This is a genomic window from Romboutsia faecis (assembly GCF_014323405.1).
Taxonomy (GTDB): domain Bacteria; phylum Bacillota; class Clostridia; order Peptostreptococcales; family Peptostreptococcaceae; genus Romboutsia_E; species Romboutsia_E faecis.
Map to the genome: position 1 here is coordinate 12,391 of NZ_JACRWE010000001.1, position 19,128 is coordinate 31,518.

15 protein-coding genes and 1 other annotated feature are annotated in these 19,128 nt (G+C 25.8%); of the genes, 4 read left to right on the forward strand and 11 right to left on the reverse strand.

Going from position 1 to position 19,128, the window contains the following annotated elements; translation table 11 throughout:
* Positions 1-325: 325 nt before the first annotated feature.
* Positions 326-1,531 carry a tyrosine--tRNA ligase gene (gene tyrS, locus H8923_RS00070; RefSeq protein WP_153973034.1) on the reverse strand — a complete coding sequence of 402 codons (1,206 nt, stop codon included), beginning with the start codon at positions 1,529-1,531 and terminating at the stop codon, positions 326-328.
* Positions 1,532-1,593: 62 nt separating this feature from the next.
* Positions 1,594-1,847: a binding site (T-box leader), on the reverse strand.
* 117 nt (positions 1,848-1,964) lie between these two features.
* Positions 1,965-2,933 (reverse strand): DUF2232 domain-containing protein, encoded by a 969-nt coding sequence (locus tag H8923_RS00075; protein ID WP_153973033.1) that lies wholly within the window; start codon positions 2,931-2,933, stop codon positions 1,965-1,967.
* 172 nt (positions 2,934-3,105) lie between these two features.
* Here H8923_RS00075 and H8923_RS00080 point away from each other — a divergent pair, with 172 nt between their 5' ends.
* A complete protein-coding gene (locus H8923_RS00080) occupies positions 3,106-3,546 on the forward strand; it encodes a GNAT family N-acetyltransferase (RefSeq protein ID WP_187127791.1) in 441 nt (146 codons plus the stop codon).
* Between the two features lie 136 nt (positions 3,547-3,682).
* On the opposite strand, the gene H8923_RS00085 is transcribed toward H8923_RS00080, so the two are convergent.
* Positions 3,683-5,149, reverse strand: coding sequence for a UDP-N-acetylmuramoyl-L-alanyl-D-glutamate--2,6-diaminopimelate ligase (locus H8923_RS00085; protein WP_153973032.1), 1,467 nt, complete (start codon positions 5,147-5,149; stop codon positions 3,683-3,685).
* A gap of 137 nt (positions 5,150-5,286) precedes the next feature.
* Positions 5,287-5,745, reverse strand: coding sequence for a metal-dependent transcriptional regulator (locus H8923_RS00090; protein WP_153973031.1), 459 nt, complete (start codon positions 5,743-5,745; stop codon positions 5,287-5,289).
* Between the two features lie 152 nt (positions 5,746-5,897).
* Here H8923_RS00090 and H8923_RS00095 point away from each other — a divergent pair, with 152 nt between their 5' ends.
* Entirely contained in the window at positions 5,898-6,125 is a 228-nt protein-coding gene (locus H8923_RS00095) for a FeoA family protein (protein WP_147542599.1), read from the forward strand.
* 34 nt (positions 6,126-6,159) lie between these two features.
* Positions 6,160-8,277, forward strand: coding sequence for a ferrous iron transport protein B (gene feoB, locus H8923_RS00100; RefSeq protein ID WP_153973030.1), 2,118 nt, complete (start codon positions 6,160-6,162; stop codon positions 8,275-8,277).
* 57 nt (positions 8,278-8,334) lie between these two features.
* On the opposite strand, the gene H8923_RS00105 is transcribed toward feoB, so the two are convergent.
* The 3 genes from H8923_RS00105 to H8923_RS00115 form a co-directional block, all read right to left on the reverse strand.
* Positions 8,335-9,960, reverse strand: a complete 1,626-nt coding sequence (locus H8923_RS00105) for an amidohydrolase (RefSeq protein WP_153973029.1) — start codon at positions 9,958-9,960, stop codon at positions 8,335-8,337.
* 133 nt (positions 9,961-10,093) lie between these two features.
* Positions 10,094-11,611, reverse strand: a complete 1,518-nt coding sequence (locus H8923_RS00110) for a hypothetical protein (protein ID WP_153973028.1) — start codon at positions 11,609-11,611, stop codon at positions 10,094-10,096.
* Positions 11,612-11,796: 185 nt separating this feature from the next.
* A complete protein-coding gene (locus H8923_RS00115) occupies positions 11,797-12,333 on the reverse strand; it encodes a hypothetical protein (protein ID WP_153973027.1) in 537 nt (178 codons plus the stop codon).
* Positions 12,334-12,625: 292 nt separating this feature from the next.
* Here H8923_RS00115 and H8923_RS00120 point away from each other — a divergent pair, with 292 nt between their 5' ends.
* Positions 12,626-12,865 carry a hypothetical protein gene (locus tag H8923_RS00120; RefSeq protein WP_187127792.1) on the forward strand — a complete coding sequence of 80 codons (240 nt, stop codon included), beginning with the start codon at positions 12,626-12,628 and terminating at the stop codon, positions 12,863-12,865.
* A gap of 37 nt (positions 12,866-12,902) precedes the next feature.
* On the opposite strand, the gene H8923_RS00125 is transcribed toward H8923_RS00120, so the two are convergent.
* The 4 genes from H8923_RS00125 to H8923_RS00140 form a co-directional block, all read right to left on the reverse strand.
* On the reverse strand, positions 12,903-13,976 hold the full coding sequence (locus H8923_RS00125) for a glycosyltransferase (RefSeq protein ID WP_153973025.1): 1,074 nt from the start codon (positions 13,974-13,976) through the stop codon (positions 12,903-12,905).
* A gap of 73 nt (positions 13,977-14,049) precedes the next feature.
* Positions 14,050-15,738, reverse strand: a complete 1,689-nt coding sequence (locus H8923_RS00130; RefSeq protein ID WP_153973024.1) for a dynamin family protein — start codon at positions 15,736-15,738, stop codon at positions 14,050-14,052.
* A 4-nt stretch (positions 15,739-15,742) separates the two neighbouring features.
* Positions 15,743-17,491 (reverse strand): dynamin family protein, encoded by a 1,749-nt coding sequence (locus H8923_RS00135; RefSeq protein ID WP_172976758.1) that lies wholly within the window; start codon positions 17,489-17,491, stop codon positions 15,743-15,745.
* Between the two features lie 282 nt (positions 17,492-17,773).
* Complete coding sequence (locus H8923_RS00140) at positions 17,774-18,658, reverse strand: sigma-70 family RNA polymerase sigma factor (RefSeq protein ID WP_153973022.1); 885 nt, start codon at positions 18,656-18,658, stop codon at positions 17,774-17,776.
* Between the last annotated feature and the right edge of the window lie 470 nt (positions 18,659-19,128).

A 19,128-nucleotide genomic window follows, 5' to 3' on the forward strand; every position in this document is an offset into this window, starting at 1 on the left:
GATCTCCCCCTTGAGTTTAATATTTTTAACGAAGGATTTTGTTACTTTTTTGTCATTATTTTTTATAATTGTTATAATTTCTCAACAAATGGATTAATTATTTTTATCTCTAATTCCCTTTTTAATCCCCCTGCTATCGTTTTCCTTCATCTTACTAAGATATTAGCATACTAGTTTTCTAAAAGCAATTAGTTTTTTGATATTTATTTATTCGATAATACAATTTCCATTTGTTAATATTTTGATATAAATAAATCATAATAAAAAACTATCTTATAAGCTAGAATATTTTAGATATACTCTTGATATAAGATAGTTTTTATAATTACTTAACTATTAATTTTATAAACTTTTTCTTCCCTATTTGTATTACTAATTCACCTTCAGCAATCACCTCTTGTAAATTACTAATTTTCTCTTGATTTACCTTAACTCCACCTTGGTTAACTAGTCTTCTTAATTCACTCTTTGATGGAACCATTTTATTATCAACTAAAACACCTGCTATATCTAAATTTTCTTTAGATACCTCTACAGTTAATATGTCTGTTGGTATTTGCCCTTTTTGGAATACAGACTTGAATCTTTCTTCAGCCGCTAATACATCTTCTTCACTATGGTATAATCTTACTATTTCTCTTGCTAATTCCATTTTTATATTTCTTGGATTTTCACCATTTTTTAATCTTTCTACTACTTTAGCTACTTCATCAGGGTGAACATCAGTTACTAAATTGTAGTATTTTATTATTAACTCATCAGGTATTTCCATTGCTTTTTGGTACATTACAGATGCAGCTTCATCTATACCGATGTAGTTTCCTAAACTCTTACTCATTTTATTGACACCATCTAAACCTTCAAGTAATGGCATCATTATAACTACTTGAGATTCTTGTCCAAACTCTCTTTGTAAACTTCTTCCCATAAGTAAGTTAAATCTTTGGTCTGTTCCACCTAATTCTATATCAGCATTTAATGCAACTGAATCATATCCTTGCATTAATGGATAGAAGAATTCATGAACTGATATTGGTTGTTGGTTTTCATATCTTTTCTTAAAGTCTTCTCTTTCTAACATTCTTGCAACAGTTATAGTAGCAGCTAATTTAACAACTTCATCAAATTTTAATTCTCCTAACCACTCACTATTAAATCTTACCTCTGTCTTTTGTGGGTCTAAAACTTTAAATATTTGTTCTTTATAAGTTTGAGCATTTTCTAAAACTTGTTCAGTAGTTAAAGCCTTTCTTGTCGCAGATTTGCCAGTTGGATCTCCTATTTTACCTGTGAAATCTCCAATTAATATTACAACCTTGTGTCCTAAATCTTGTAATTGCTTCATTTTTCTAAGAACAACAGTATGTCCTAAATGTATGTCTGGGGCACTTGGATCTAATCCTAATTTTACTGTTAATTGTCTTCCTTCTTTTTCAGCTTTTTCTAGCTTTTCTTTTAGATCTTTTTCATCTATGATTGAGTCTACACCCTTCATTATTATCTTCATTTGATCTTCAATAGTTTTCTTCATAGTTATACCTCCTATATGTTTAATATCTAACTTTTTTATAAATAAAAAAGCCCTCATCCTATAAAAAGGACGAAAGCTATGCTTACGTGTTACCACCTTAGTTTATTAATACTTCACAGTATTAACCTCTTTAAGTACACAAAATAGTATACTTTAGCACTATAACGTGTGCTACTACGATAAACTCCTACTAGTTGTTATCTTTGGGAGATATAGCTCTGAGATGTATTCAAAAAAACTTGTTTAGCCCCTCTCACCTACCGGGAACTCTCTGTTAAACTACATTAAATTTACTTCTTCTCTTCATTGCTTTATTTAATATAATTGTTAATTCTAATATATGGCGATTTTCAAAATTTGTCAACCTTTTTTATTATTATACACAAGATTTTATATATTATTCAATAGTACGATTTTATTTCTATAAAATAGATTATCTGTAAATTAATTGGTTCACATAGTTGTTAACTAATTTAGTTTGATTTATTCTTATATTTACTTTTTTATCTAAAATAACATTAAAAATTACTAATACTGCTGTAGTTATTTTTAATAAAAATACTAAAGCTACCGCAATTATTATTGAAAAAATTCTTATATATATGTTTTTTTTGTATTTTAGCAAAATATAATTTTGAACTAATACAAATGCATCCCTTATTACAAAATATAAACATATATACTCTGAGGATATTAATATTGTTTTAATATAAGTTTGTTCAAATCTAACTCCTATTAGATTTAATACTTCTATAAATAATATATAAATAACACAAGAATAAAATACTTTTTTCGAAGAGCATATATATCTTCCACAATTCTTAAAGTTTTTCATCATATATAATTTCTTTTTAGAGTTTTCTTTTAATATATTTAACTTCTTACCTAAAATTAGTGATAAGAAATAAATACTAAATATCGTTCCCATAGGAAGCAGTGCTATTAAAATATAATATATTAAGTCTATGTATCTTTTATTTGTAAACATATTTGCATAACCTTGAAACTCACTCATAAAGCTATATCCAATTAATGTGGATGCATAAATATCTACAAATACCATAAGTATAACACCTAGTATTGATCCAAAAATAAAGTCATCTATTATTGTCGTAGATTTTGCAAGCAGTACACCGCAAGTTAATCCAAGTATAATACTTTGAATCATCCATATTGCTGTTCCTATGTTCCCTAAAACTAATGATACTATTAATAATGAACTTACACTTGATAATACTGTATATTTAAAGTCACATTTTAAATATATTATGCAAAAGAATATAGGCACCGCAAAATCCAGATACACTGCATATCCAAAACCAGTACTCACAGAAATTATTGTAATAACTATAAATAAAGATGTTAATAGTGCAGCTTCAGTCATCTTTTTTGTAGAGTTCAATTTTATAACCTCCATCCTCTTATATTGATTTACAGCAATTATATATATTAATCAAAATAATGGAATTTTATTATTTAAATTTAAGTATACCACTTTTTTTAATAATGTATATTCAATAGATTAAAAAATATTATTTTGTTATAATAAATTAAAAAGTTTTTGGAGGTTTGACGTGTTTAAAGTAAAGCATTTTAACGAATTATCAATCAATGAATTGTATGAAATTGCAAAATGTAGATACGAAGTTTTTGCCTGTGAGCAAAAAATATTTAGTGAGAATGATTTTGATGATATAGATAAAAACTGTTTTCACCTTTTTCTTGAAGAAAATGACCATATTATCTCTTATTTAAGGATAATTCCTAAAGAGTTTAGTTCCTATGGAGAGGCTTCTATTGGAAGAGTTTTAGTGATGCAAAGTCATAGAAGAAAAAATCTAGCTAAATCAATGATTATTCATGCTATAGACTTTATCAAAAATAATCTTAATGAAATTCATATAATTTTATCTGCTCAGATGTACATAAAAAATCTTTACTTATCTTGTGGATTTGAAGAAATCTCAGATGTATATGATGAAGCTGGAATCCCTCATATTAAAATGAAATTATAAGTTTCTTTAGTTAAGGCATAAAATTAGTGAGCTAAGTTTAAATACAGTACTTATTATACTAATATATAGTATATTCATATATTAAATATTAATTGATTATGTATTTATACTTATGCTCACTTAATCTTGAGATTTCTTAATTATTTATATTTATTGTATCTATAAATTTTTTAGCAATTTCTCTATCGTCAAAGTCATATTTAACTTTTCCAATTATTTGATAAGTTTCATGTCCTTTTCCTGCAATTAAAACTATGTCATTTTTTTTAGCTATATTTATAGCTTTTTCTATTGCTTTTTTTCTATCTTCTATTACTATGTAGTTATTTATTTTATTATTAATTCCATGTAATATATCATTAATTATTTCTTTTGGATTTTCAGTTCTTGGATTATCTGATGTTATTATAGCTACATCTGAATTTTCCTGTACTATTTTTCCCATTATAGGTCTTTTTTGTTTGTCCCTATCTCCACCACATCCAAAAACAGTTATTATTTTGCCTTTAGAAAATTCTTTTACTGCACTTAAAATATTCTTTAGAGCATCTGGTGTATGTGCATAATCAACGATTATATTATATTCTTTATCATTTTTTACAAGTTCAAATCTTCCTTCTATACCTTCTGAATTTTCAAGTCCTTTTTTTATTGTCTCTATAGGTATATTTAAAACATAGCAAGCACCTATAACCGATAATGTGTTGTATACTGTAAATTTTCCAGGTACTGGCACTCTAATTTTAGCTTCATATGTAGGTGTTACTAATGTGTAATATATTCCATTAGAGTCCATTTCTATGTTTTTCGCCATAAAATCTGCATCTCTTTCTATACCATATGTATAGTATGGTGTATTTAAATCTTTTATATGATTTAAAATAATTCTCCCTGATTCATCATCTATATTTATAATATTTGCTTTACTTGTTTTGTAGAATAATTGTTCTTTTACATTCCTATATTCATCTAAATTCTTATGAAAATCTAAGTGATCTTCTGTTAAGTTAGTAAATATACCGATTTTGATATCAACCCCATCAATTCTATTTAATGCTAGAGAATGAGACGATACCTCCATAGAACAATATTCACATTTATTTTTTGACATATTATAAAGTGATTTTTGTAAATCTAGGGACTCAGGAGTAGTATTTTGAGAAGGTATCTCATAAATTCCATCATATATTTTTATTGTCCCTATCACACCGCACTTATGATCTATATTTAATATTTGACTTAAAAATGTAGTTATACTCGTTTTTCCATTTGTTCCCGTAACCCCTATTATATCTAAATTTTCACTTGGATTATTATAAAAATTACTAGCTATTTTAGCCATTGATTTTTTTATATCCTTTACTTTAATAAAAGTATATCCTTCTACCATATGTACATCTTCACTTATTAAGAATGCTTTTGCCCCATTATCTATAGCTTTATTTATAAACATATGCCCATTAACATTAGCTCCATTTACGCATATAAATAACCCATCATTTTTAACTTTTCTTGAATCAAATTCAACGCTTTTAATATCTATATCAATGTCTCCATATATGTCTAATATATCAACGTTATCTAAAATCTTACCAAGATTCATAATACACCACCCATCCAATTCTTCTATATGATTATAGATATGCCGCTTATTTTCAATCTTGTACTAATTTTTGAAAAAAATCATAGTAGTTTTCATCATTTATTTTTACAATATATTCTAATAGCTCATATCATTAGCTATAAATTTTGATATTCTCTAAATTTCTTCAGTAATGATTCATTTTCTCCAAAGAAATTAATAAGTTCATCAATCCTTAAAAGTGTTTCTATGCTAATAGTATGTTCTATTTTTTCTGTTTCCTCATGAATATATTCCTTTAGACCTATGGTTTCCAAAAAAGAATAGACTACGTTATGTCTATCGAATAGCCTCTTTCCTACTATTTCTCCTATATCAGTCAACTGTATATAATCATATTTTCTATAAATTAATAAGTTTTTACTTTCTAACTTCTTTATCATTTTTGTTACTGAAGGAGGTTTAATATTTAGAGAAGTTGATATTTCTTTTAACTTTATTTTATCTTCATTTAAAGACAATCTATAAATCATCTCTATATAATCCTCTTCACTTGGTGTTAAAGAGTTATATTTCATATACTCATTAAATGTGTAATACTCTTCTCTCTTATTCAAAAAATCACCTCAATATCTACTTATATTAATGTATATTTTAAAAACTTATATTAATTACTATTTTTTAAATTTTAGGTAACAAACCTGTCTAATAATGCATAAATTAAATTAAGAATGTTAGCTTAGGCTAAAATTTAACTTGGAGGTGTGTCATGAAAAACCTTGCTGATATTCAAGCTAAAAATACAGTAAAAGTAGAAGGACTTTTATCTGATGGAAATTTAAGAGAAAGAATGCTTGCACTTGGCTTAACTGAGGGTGCTTTAATAGATGTTGTTAGAAAAGGACCAAAAAATAACTTGACAGTTTATAATATCAGGGGTACTAAAATAGCCCTACGTCGTGAAGAAAGTAGTCTAATATTAGTGTCATCTATTTAATTTTACTATCATTTATTTAAGGGGGATTATAAATATGGGCCTAACTCATCAAAGTACTAAAACAAAATCTTTAAAAGACATGTTTGATATAGAAAAAAAGGAAGATCAATATGTTATAGCTTTGGCTGGAAATCCTAATACAGGAAAAAGTACTGTGTTTAATTATCTAACTGGGCTTAAGCAGCATACAGGTAATTGGCCAGGTAAAACTGTAGCTACAGCTAGAGGAGATTTTAAACATAATAATAAGGATTATGCTTTAATAGACTTACCTGGCACCTATTCTTTATTTGCTTTATCTCAAGAAGAGGTTGTTGCAAGAGATTTCATTTGCTTTGGTAAACCTGATGCAGTTATTGTAGTATGTGATGCTAACTGCTTGGAAAGAAATTTAAACTTAGCATTTCAAGTAATGGAGTTAACTGATAAGGTGATTTTATGCATCAATTTAGTAGATGAAGCAAAAAAGAAAGGTATACAAATTGATAAAACCATACTTGAAAAAGAACTTGGAATTCCAGTCGTTTTAACCGCAGCCCGATCTGGTTACGGTATGAATGATTTGCTTGAAGCTATAGATAAAGTATCATCAGGTAAATATAAATTTAACAATAAACCTATAACATATGGAGAAGAAATAGAAAGTAGTGTTAATTTAATAAAAAATGACTTACATGAGTTAATTCCAGATCTTAATCCTAGGTGGTTAGGTCTTAGATTATTAGATGGGGATAAAAGTATTTTAGAATCTATGAATGAATATATAACATTTGACTATAATGAATCTCTTGAAGAAATAAAACATAAGTTACCAAAGATAAATTCTATTAAAAATATAAGAGATGAATTTACTAAAGTAAACTACGACATTGCTAGTTCATTAAGTAAAAAGTGTACTATGATAAAATCTAAAAATAAAATAGATAGAGATGAAAAAATAGATAAAATACTTACTTCAAAATATTTTGGTATGCCTATAATGCTTATATTACTTGCCTTAATACTTTGGATAACTATAGAAGGAGCTAATTATCCATCTGAGCTGTTAGCAAATTTCTTATTTGGCTTACAACCTCATTTGACAGATGCTTTAAACTCAATAGGGGCTCCAGTTTGGTTAAGTGGTATGTTAGTAGATGGTCTTTATAAAACTTTAGCTTGGGTTATATCTGTAATGCTACCTCCTATGGCAATATTCTTCCCTTTATTTACTTTGCTAGAGGATTTAGGATATCTACCTAGAGTTGCTTTTAATTTGGACCATTTATTTAAAAAAGCATGTTGTCATGGTAAGCAATGTTTAACTATGTGTATGGGATTTGGTTGTAATGCTGCTGGTGTTATTGGTTGTAGAATAATAGACTCTCCTAGAGAAAGACTTATTGCTATACTTACTAATAACTTTGTTCCATGTAATGGTAGATTTCCAACTTTAATTGCTATTTCAACTATATTCTTTACATCTATGATTACTAATTCTGCTTTTGCAAGTGTATCTACTGCTTTATGCATTACCTTATTAATAATACTTGGAGTTATTACAACTTTAATTGTATCTTATATATTATCTAAAACTATGCTTAAAGGGGTTCCATCTACTTTTACTTTAGAGTTACCACCATATAGAACTCCTCAAATAGGTAGAGTAATTTATACTTCTATAGTTGATAGAACTATATTCGTATTAGGTAGAGCCATTACTATTGCAATTCCTGCAGGTATAATTATTTGGATATGTGCAAACATATACATTGGTGATGTTAGTATATTAGTTCATGTCGCAAACTTTTTGGATCCTATAGCTAAAGTAATTGGGCTCGATGGATTTATATTATTAGCATTTATATTAGGATTTCCTGCTAATGAAATTGTTATACCAATTCTTTTAATGGCCTATCTTTCTACAGGCTCTATGATTGAAATGGATAACTTTGCTTTAGGTAGTGTATTAATTGAACATGGTTGGACTTATTTAACAGCTCTTAATGTAATGTTATTTAGCTTACTCCACTGGCCTTGTGCTACAACATTATTAACTATTAAAAGAGAAACTGGTAGTTTAAAATGGACTGTTGTTGGTTTTTTACTTCCTACTTGTCTAGCCTTTATAGTATGTTTCTTAACAACTACTATTTATAATATATTTATATAATAAAAAAAGTCTGGTAATTTCCAGACTTTTTTATTATATTTTATCCTTAAAATATTATTATGCTTTATATATAGTATTTCCTTCTTTTATTGTTTCAAGAACTTTTATATCCTTTATTTCTTCTGGTTTTACTTCTAATATATTTTTATCAAGAATTACAAAGTCAGCATATTTTCCTTCTTCGATGCTTCCCTTTATGTCTTCTTCAAAGTATTCATAGGCACCATTTATCGTTACTGCCTTTAATGCTTCTAAAGGTGATATCTTGTGTTGTTCTCCTAGTACTCTTCCAGACTGAGTTTTTCTGTTAACTGCATTGTGCATACCTAGTATTTGATTTGGTAATTTTACTGGTGGATCTTGGTGTAGAGTAAACTTTAATCCTTCTTCTAATGCCCATCCAAGTGGAGATATATTTTGAGCTCTTTCTGGACCAAATACTGATTCATAGTGATAGTCTCCCCAGAACCAAACATGATCATTGAAAAACGTTGGTATAGCACCTAACTCAGCCGCTTTCTTAACTTGATCTCTTCTCATAGCTTGACAGTGAACTATTACTGGTCTTAACTCTTTTTTACTTCCAGTTAATTCTAAAGCTTTTTCATAACATCTGAAGAATTGATCCATTGCCGCATCACCATTAGCATGTGTATGAACTTGCCAATTATTTTCTATACAAGTTTTGTAGTATTCTATCATAGTTTCATCAGTTTGAGTTCTATATCCACAATAATCTTTTGGTTCCCCTTCTGGAACCTCATAGTAAGGCTTAGTTAACCAAGCAGTTTTACCTTGAGGAGATCCATCTAGCCAAGTTTTTCCCCCTCCTATTTTATAATGATTTTTATACTCTCTTTTTGGAGTTCCTTCGTTTTTCATCATTTTAGCAGTTAGATGTTGTATTGCATATCCTAATATATCTATTTTTAATTTACCCATGCTTCCTGCAGTTGTTAACATTTGGTCATATCCTTCATCTAAGCTAGCATCTTGAGCAGTTGTTATCCCTAATGATGCATATAAATCTTGAGCCTTGACTAAACTATCTAAAACTTGCTCAAATGCAGGTGCAGGTATTATACCTTTTTTTTCTGGAGCCATTATTGCATTTTCTTCTAATATACCATTCGCTTCTTTTGAATTATCACTTACAGTCCTAACAACTCCACCTTCTGGAACTTCATAATCAGTTCCTCCATATCCAAATAAATCTAATCCTAACGTGTTAGCAACAGCTAGATGTCCTGATGCATGCGTAACATAAACGGGTATTTCTGTACTTACTTTATCTAAATCAACTTTAGTTGGATGCTCTTTATCATCAAATTTTGAGTTATCATATCCAAATCCTATTAACCATGATCCTTCAGGTAATGTAGTATTATTCTTGAAATTAATTAATTTTTCTATCATTTCTTCTCTTGAAGTCACTTCTGCTAATTGAACTAGTAGTAATGTTTGAGATATCGCCACTATATGACCATGAGGATCTATAAATCCTGGAACCATAGTTTTTCCTTCTAAGTCTACTAATTTAATATCTTCATCTTTCATGGATAAAACATCATCGTTAGTCCCAACTTTAGCTATTTTACCATTTTCAACTAAAACAGCTTCTGCTATCGTATTTTTATCATCTACTGTTATAATTGTTCCATTAAAATAAATAGTTTTCTGCATTGTGTTTCCTCCTAAGTATCCTTAATAAATCTATAATATATATTCATAGATAGCTATTTACAGACATAGTTTATTTTTATTTTTTACAAGAGTCAACATAGACGTTAACTAAAATTCAAGTTATTCATTAAAATTATTGTTTCATAGATTTCTTAAAATTTTCATTAACTATCTTTGTGTAACTTAAAAACTCTATTATATTTTCTATTATTTCTTCTTTATTATCTAAAGTTACATCATTTCTATTATCCCACATTTCTTCAAACATATTATTGCATATAGATTTAAATTGATTGTCAGCTATCACCGCATATTCATTTATAAAGTTGTTAGAGTTAATTGTTGTTAATTTAACATTCTTAGACAAATACATTGATGGATTTAACTTATCTTTAAATTCATTGATAAAATCTCCTTCAATAAGTTTTATATTTAAATAAGGATTTTCTTTTAATATTTTTACCATGTATTCTATATGTTTTTCTATTTGTTTAAAACTTAACTTAACTGGAGTATTAAAAAATCTAAGTTCTCCAGATGATATATATCTTCTAAGTTCATTTTCATATATCAATACTTTTAATTTCGATTTATATGTCTTATTATTTAAAAATATATTAATCTTCCTTAATTCATCCATTATGTCTTTATTTTCACCAAATATACTCTCTGATATTTCAATAAATAGTTCTTCTGGCATAAATAATTCGTTCATAGATCCAATTAACCACTTCAAGTCATTTCCTAATATATATTGAGCATATATATTATTCTTAATAATAGATGTACTCATTTTCCTTTCATATATAGGCTTACCTTGTAATTTTAATGAATCTTCAATACTATAATACAATTCATCTATAGTCTTTTTTTCTTTTGATAATGTGCTAAATATACATTTACCATCCTTAGTAAATATAGATGAATTTATGATTCTATCCTTAATTATAAAAAACTGAGCATCACTTGTAATCTCGCAATTATATATTTCTAAATTTACTTCAGGATGTGTAGATATCATGTTAATAATTAATATTGAATCCATTATAATATTCTTGCTTTTTCCCATAAAACTAGTTATAAACTTTACTCTAACATTGCTATTGTTTTTCATATTGTGTATAGTTTTTTTCATGTCAGATAAAGATATCTTTTCACTATTATTTAATCTAAATAAATCAGCAACTATTGTAATATCAATATCTTTATTTTCTTTCATATATATATCCATTTCATTTTCTAAATAAAGCTTTCTAAGTTTTGTATTTATACTAGCTAAACTATTATAATTCATTTCTAATTGAGTATCTTTAGGTATTTTATGAACCCTTTTAGTTGGAGTTTTTATATAAGATTCTTTTAATTCTCTGAATATATATTTTGATAAAAATTCCTTATCACATTCGTCTATATTTAATCCAAAGTAGTTTATCATATCTTCATACGATATAGTATCTAAAGACTTAACTATAAAATTCGATATAGACTTACATACCTTGTTTATATTTTTAGATGTTGGCAAGTTCTTTCCCGATATCCATTTACTGATATAAGAGATATCATAACCTAATTCTTTTGCGATAGTGCTCTTTTTCTGATTAGATATATACAATAACTGATCTAATAGTATTCCAAATGTGTCATTATTCAATATGTAATCCTCCCTTAAAAGCTCCTAATTTTTCTAATAAAAAATTATATCATTATAAAAATCATTGTACAAACCTGTTTTTTATATGCAATTATACTTGAATTTTTTTGAATAAATGAGAATTTATATTTTTCATTGCTTATAATATTTTTTTAATAAAAAAAGTCTGGATTTAATCCAGACTTTTATATTACTTTTACTTTTAGTAAAGTGATTATATTGTAATTCAACTTATATGGTATATTTAACATTCTATGAAGTAATTGTTGCCTCTTAATAGTGTTTCTCATAAATTTATTAAAATTATTATAGTGTTTTCTTTTCTTTACAAATTCTATTGTTTCTTTTTCATTCATTAAAAATATATCTGGCCTATAAAAGTACAAAGTTTCTTCTTGCGGTAATCTAAAATGTTTTTTTAGAGAATATACAACTTCCTTTTTATAATTACACACATTTATAAAATACTTATATGATTTTGGATTACGTTTTATATCATCAACTTTTCTAATTCCAAGTTTATATCCATTATCTATTTTCTCTACAATATCTAATTCAAAAAAGTTTGTTATTGAATCAATACCCCCTATGACTGTTATCTCTTTATTTTCTCTTAATTCAAATTGTAAACGAACAGTATTTCCATTTATTTTAGGATTAATTATTATTGTTTCTACTATACTGAAAGAAGGTATCTTCTTTTCTGATGTTTTATTACTCACTTTCTTATCCTCCATTTATTTGGTTAGTCTTAATAAAAACTAACTACTCGTAAATAAAATACTATATTATAGTTTTATCAGTCAATAATATTCTATTTTTTTATACAATAAGTATTATTTTTTATCTTTTTTATCATAAAAAATACTATGTAGTTTGTATTTTTTTGTAATATTTCGTTTTATTTTGTCATTATTGTTAATATTTTATATTTTTTTTTATAGTGATATAAAACAACGAATATAGTAGAATTAAATTAAAGGGAATGTATTTCTGTTCCATTGGGGGGATATTATGGTTATTTTCACTCTTATTAGTTTGTCAATCATTAGTCTTTGCCTAATATATTTTTTATCTATGGTATGTATTCAACTTAATCGAATTATGAGTATAAATTTACTCTTAGGAATGGATGTTACAAAGCTATACTCAGACGAAGATCTTGATAAAGACGAAGATTACATTGACTCATTAATAAAAAGTTGTGCTATGTTTATTTATAAAACTACAAATAAATTTAAAAAACATATTTAAAGCCTAGGAAAATTACCTAGGCCTTTATTTTATGAGTTTAATTTTTTGTTATTATATTTCTAAAAATTTCATCATTTTTTATAACACATTGATTTAAAGGGTTTATTTCTTTACATTTCAGATGATGATAATAAGATTTATTTATACAACCCAATTCAAAATTACATACACATAGACTTAAATTGACATTAAAGTTGAGATAATCTATATTTTCACAGCACATAAACTTTTCACTTTCCTCTAATTTAAGGATAGCTTCATACCATGTTGTTGCTTTTAAATATTCCTTTTGAAGTTCAAATGATTCTGCTATATTATAGAATATATTAATATTTGGGCAAGTATATTCAAAACATTTATAAAAATATTCCCTTGATTTTTTATGATCATTTAAAAATAAATAACATTTACCTATTTTGCATAATGAATCAATTATTTCTTCTACCCATATTGCTTTAGTTGTAAATTCTTCTAATACTTTTATTGCTTCTTCATAATATCTGTTGCAATATAACTCTTTTCCATAATAATATAAATCTCTATCACTTAATTTATTACCAGCTTCTACATTCTTTCTATATAATTTAAGATTTCTATCACTTACACTTTTTACTTTATGGTGTATAATAGCAATATTACTATCTAAAATTTCTCCACTTATATCTATATATTCATGGACAAATCCTATCCATCTAAAATCTTTACCTTTTTTGACTATTCTATTTCTTCTACCTATAAAAGTAATACATGTATTATTACAATCTAACATATTAGTCTCAAAAGTTACTGCATCTATATTATTAGATAAGTTGTTCTTTAATTTAATTAACTTTTCTTGATTTTCCTTGTCAAAATACTCATCTGCATCCATCCATAATATATATTCTTTACTTGCCTTACTAAATGAAAAGTTTCTAGCTTCTGAAAAATCATCTATCCACTTAAAATCATATACTTTTCTTGTATATTCTTTTGCTATTTCTTTTGTTTTGTCAGTTGAACCTGTATCTACAATAATAATTTCATCCACTATATTTATTACGCTATCTAAACATCTTCTTATAACCTCTTCTTCATCTTTAACTATCATACATAGACTTAAGCTTATCATTATGACATTCACCTTACTTTATAGTCGTATTTTAGTATATGATGAAATGTAATCTTTTGTTAAATGAATTTACTTACTCTTTTATATATTGTTTTAATTCTTTAATATATGTCTCAATTTCTTTTATAAATTCCTCCAGTCCATATTTACTCATAGTTATTCCTTTTTCTTTTTTAAATATCTCACTAGCCGTAGTTACTATTTCTTCACTACACTTATAGTAATTTGATTTTAGTTCTGATTTTACAGACTCTTTAAGTTCTCCTATAAATTGTTCTATATCATTTAGTATATTTTTACTTCTATTATTAATTTTAACCTTTTCATATATTAACTTTCCTACTGCTCCACTTATAGTTCCTGCAACTAATAACGGAGGGCAATACACCATAAGCGCTGTCCCTATCGTCATTGAAGCTGCACTAGAACCTACTGCTGCTGCATAAACGGATGCTATTCCTCCTGATGTCACCCCTAAAAGTGCTCCTGTTCCTACTGTAGCTAGTACTTCATTTATATTTATATCTTCTTTATCTACCTTATAATGTGTAGAATTTAAAAATTCATTTTTATAATATACACGCTCTACATTCTTATTAATATTAGTGTTTATTTCATACTCAACTTCATTTAAACACTCTTCCCATTCTTCAAAGAATAATTTATCTAATTCATCTTTCTTTTCATTTATATATTGATTTATATAATTCTCATTTATATAATCACTGGCACTGTCTAGATTTTCTTTTATTTTACCAAGCTGATTACACAAAAAAACTCTATCTATCCAATCGTCAATTTCATAATTCATTTTTGAACTTATATAATCTAATTTATTTCTAAGTATTTTTTCATATTTATTAGTTTCCTCTTCTATCATTAATATACTCTTGAAATAATCGTAATTGCATAACACTTCTTTTTGAATTATCCCTTGAAGGGAGTAATTAATACTTTCATACTTTACTTCTTGCGAATCTCTATATAAATCTTCTATATACTTTATAAAATTTGAGAAATCTTCTTTAAGTTCTTCATAGTTATTTATTATTTTATTTTCATTTTCTTCAACTTTATTAGAATTAAGTTTCTCCTCATACTCTAAATAAGAAGATATTAAGAAAAACTTATCTATATAAATTCCATACTCTTCTTGTATGTAATCCATTAATTCCATTTTATCACTATCTAATAAATCACATTTGTTTATTACTCCAATTATCGGCTTTTTAAAAGATTCTATTAATTCTAAGACATCTATTATATCTTCTTGACCAATATGAGTTGCATCTATTACAAATATTATAAAATCTGCATTTTGTATATAGTTTAATGTCTTATTTTCATTTTTAGTAGTCATACTTCTTAGACCGGGTGTATCAACTATATTTATTCTTTTTAAAATCTCTAAATTTAATGATATATTTATAGCTCCATCTACTATTTTTGATTCATATTCATCTCCATAAGATATTTCTATTATAGATGATGTTGCTTCTAACACATCAATTTCGCTTATATCCTTTTTTAACAATGCATTTACAAGTGTAGATTTACCTGATTTTACTTCTCCTACAACTACTACTTTTAAAGGCTTAGACTCACTTTTATCTAATATTTCAATATTTGTCATATTATCATGTAAATCATTTATAACTAAATTTTTAAAAGGTATTCCCTCTCCTTTTGCTAATTTGTCTCTTAATGGAGATTTTAAAAAATACTCTTTTACTTCATATATACTTTCCTTTACATCTTTCATAATATCACCTCAAACTCTTTAGAATATTGTAAACCATATCTAAATTTTTAATATGCTTTTCTATATTTCTGTAATCCATATACTTTTTTTTAAAACTACTTTCCCTAATCTCCTTAATTATAGTTTCGATTTGACTAAATTTTTCATTTACTTCATTTATAGATTCTTTAATTAATGTATTGAATTTAGCTTGAATTTTGCTTTTTATGAATAGTTCATTATCATATAATATCTTAGAATTGTTTGACTTTCTTGTATCAATAGATTTAATCAATTTCTCTCTTAGAGATTCTTTTTTATATAGATGATTTAAAGACTTTATTAGACTGTAATCTGCTATTAAATTTTTATTTTTAGTCAAGTGGATATTAATAGATAAGTAGTCATCTTCTAGTTGATTTGTAAAATTGGATTGTTTATAAAAGTTTTTCCATAATTTATTTAGTTCATTATTGCAAATTATCTCAATTTCTTTTAATTGTTTTTCTAAATCATTTATATTAATTTCTTTATAATAAGATGTATTTTTCATATCTAATAACAAATGATTCACATATTCTTTACTATAATTTACTTTTTCATTTAATTCTAATTTAGATTTATTATATTTAGATATATCTTTATATAGTTCTCTTTTATAAATTTCTATAGTTTTTATAATTTGATCTGACATTAAACTTAAATTTTTCTTCTTAGATTCTACTTGTTTTTTTTCTGAATTCTCCTTGAAATATTTATTAATTGAATTTATTAAATTATTAATTTTACTTTTATTTATTAAATCTTCATCTTTTATATTTCTTCCTTTTACAGCTTCTTTTGCTGAAATAAAAATTATATCATCAAATTTATCCCTATAAATTTCATTTACTTTTTCTTTTACTTTAGTAACATTATCTTCGTTATTATCTTCAATTATATCCATTTTGTTTACAGCTAAAATCATATTCTTTTTGCAATCGTGCATATTATTTAATTTATTTATATCATTGATAAATTCATTGCTTTTTTTAGAAATAATATTTTGAGCATCTATTACCCAAATAATACCATCTGATTTTTGATAATAATATTCTATTGAATTCAAAATACTTTTATTCAAAATTTGATTTAGACCTGGCGTATCTACAACAATAAAATCTTTAAGTATTCCATTTTTATTAAAGTAATACTTTACTTCAACTATATCAGAAATATATAAATATTTTTCTTTTAAAATATTTTTATATTCCTTTAGTTCTGAAACTGAAGCTTTATTATTATCCTTATACTCTTTAAGAACCTTTAAAATCTTTTTTCTAGACTTATTAAACTTCTCTTCCTCCTTATCTAAATAATTAATTCCATCTTCTAGCGTCATTTCTATACATGTTTTATTAGCATAAGTTATCATAATCTTTTCAATTTTAGACTTACAAAATAAGTCTAACTTCCAAGTATTTGGTAAATCCTTTGTCTTTACTAAATCTTCTTCAACCAGAGCATTAATTAAGGTGGATTTTCCATAATTGCCTGAACCTATGATAAATAACAAGAATGGTTCAAGAAGCTCCTTCAAACTCTCTAAACTCTCTTCAAGATTGATATAAATATTATCTAAACATTTATATGTTTTATTTTCTGAAGTTTTGACGGTGTTCTTATAATTATTTGCATCTTGAATGTCATTTTTCATAATTTCTATATGGTTCATTAAATTCTCAATTACTTTCTTTAATCTGTAAAACTCTGCTTTTCTGTTAATAGAATACATTTTCATCAGTCTCCTACATAACTAAAATCTCTACTAAATTATATGATTTTAGTGTATTATATATCTCTATTAAAATACTTAAATATATTTAATCATAAAATATGCATATTAAATCACAAAAGAGCTATGATTCAAATTAATAAGATGATTAATCTATGAGTTTTGTATAAAAATATATATTTTCTAATATCTTTAGCACTCTATATGCATATATAAAAGAAATAATATACTTTATACAAAACTCTTTAAAGTTAATTCATCATATTTTTAAATCTAGCTCTTCTAATAAAAATGCTTTAATTGTTTTAGACGACTCGGATGTCTAAGTTTTCTTATTGCTTTTGCCTCTATCTGTCTAATACGTTCTCTAGTAACCCCAAATACCTTACCAATTTCTTCTAACGTTTTTGGATCGTCATCATCTAATCCAAATCTCATTCTTAAAACTTTTTGTTCCTGTTCACTAAGACCTGTTAATAGTTCTTCTATCTTCTCTCTTAAATTATGTTGTTCAACCTCATGTATTACTACATCAGCAAAATTTGCATCAGATGGAATAAATTCAACTAAACTGCTATCTTCATCTTCTTTAATCGGAGTATCTAAAGAAACTATATTCTTATCTCTCTTTAATATATCTATAACTTTTTCAACTTCAAGATCGCATACTTCTGCAAGTTCTTCTAATGAAGGTTCTCTCTGAAGTATATTAGATAATTCTTGTTTTTTTCTTTTTACAAAATTTATTCTTTGATGAAGGTGTACCGGTATTCTAATTGTATTTTCACAATCATCAATATATCTTGTTATACTTTGCTTTATCCACCAAGTTGCATAAGTACTAAACTTATATCCTTTTGTATAATCATATTTTTCTACAGCTTTTATTAGTCCAATATTACCAGCTTGAATTAAATCAAGCATATCTACACTCTCTTTTCTATATTTTTTAGCTATACTTACTACAAGTCTGTAATTTGCATTTATGAATTGTTCTTTAGCTTGTGGTGTAGAATCACATATCGCCTTTGCTAATTCTACTTCTTCCACTGCAGACAACATTTTATACTCTTCAATTTCCTTCAAATACATTTTCATTGCATTAGATGAACTTGATGAGTCCCCATAAATATAATTTTCATAAGTATTTTCTCTTTTAGCCCCCATAATCTAACCCCTTCTATACATATAGTTTATTAAATTCCATATTAAAGTGCCTGTAGTCCTATTTATCTATATAATATGATTGAAATTATGAAAAAATACCTCTTCAATACTTTGAGAAGTTTAATTTTATTTAATTGTCAATTACTTTATTTATCAATAATTCTACACATAAATGAAAAAACCTTCTTATTTTTTTAAATTACATTATATTTTTCTAAAAATTTTTATTATATTTTGTAATTTATATACCAGACATATCTAATAGTAATATTTACACTCGTATTTATATTTTTACTGCTTTTTTGTAATTCTACTTCTAATCACAAATTCCCTTTTTTTTATGTATATATTGCATTTTAAACAAAATAAAAGACCACAAAATTTGTGGCCTTTTATTTTCGAACGACGTTATAAATCCCACTGTTAATAAATCCTTAGCATTTTTGCCCCAACACTGACGGTTTTATTAG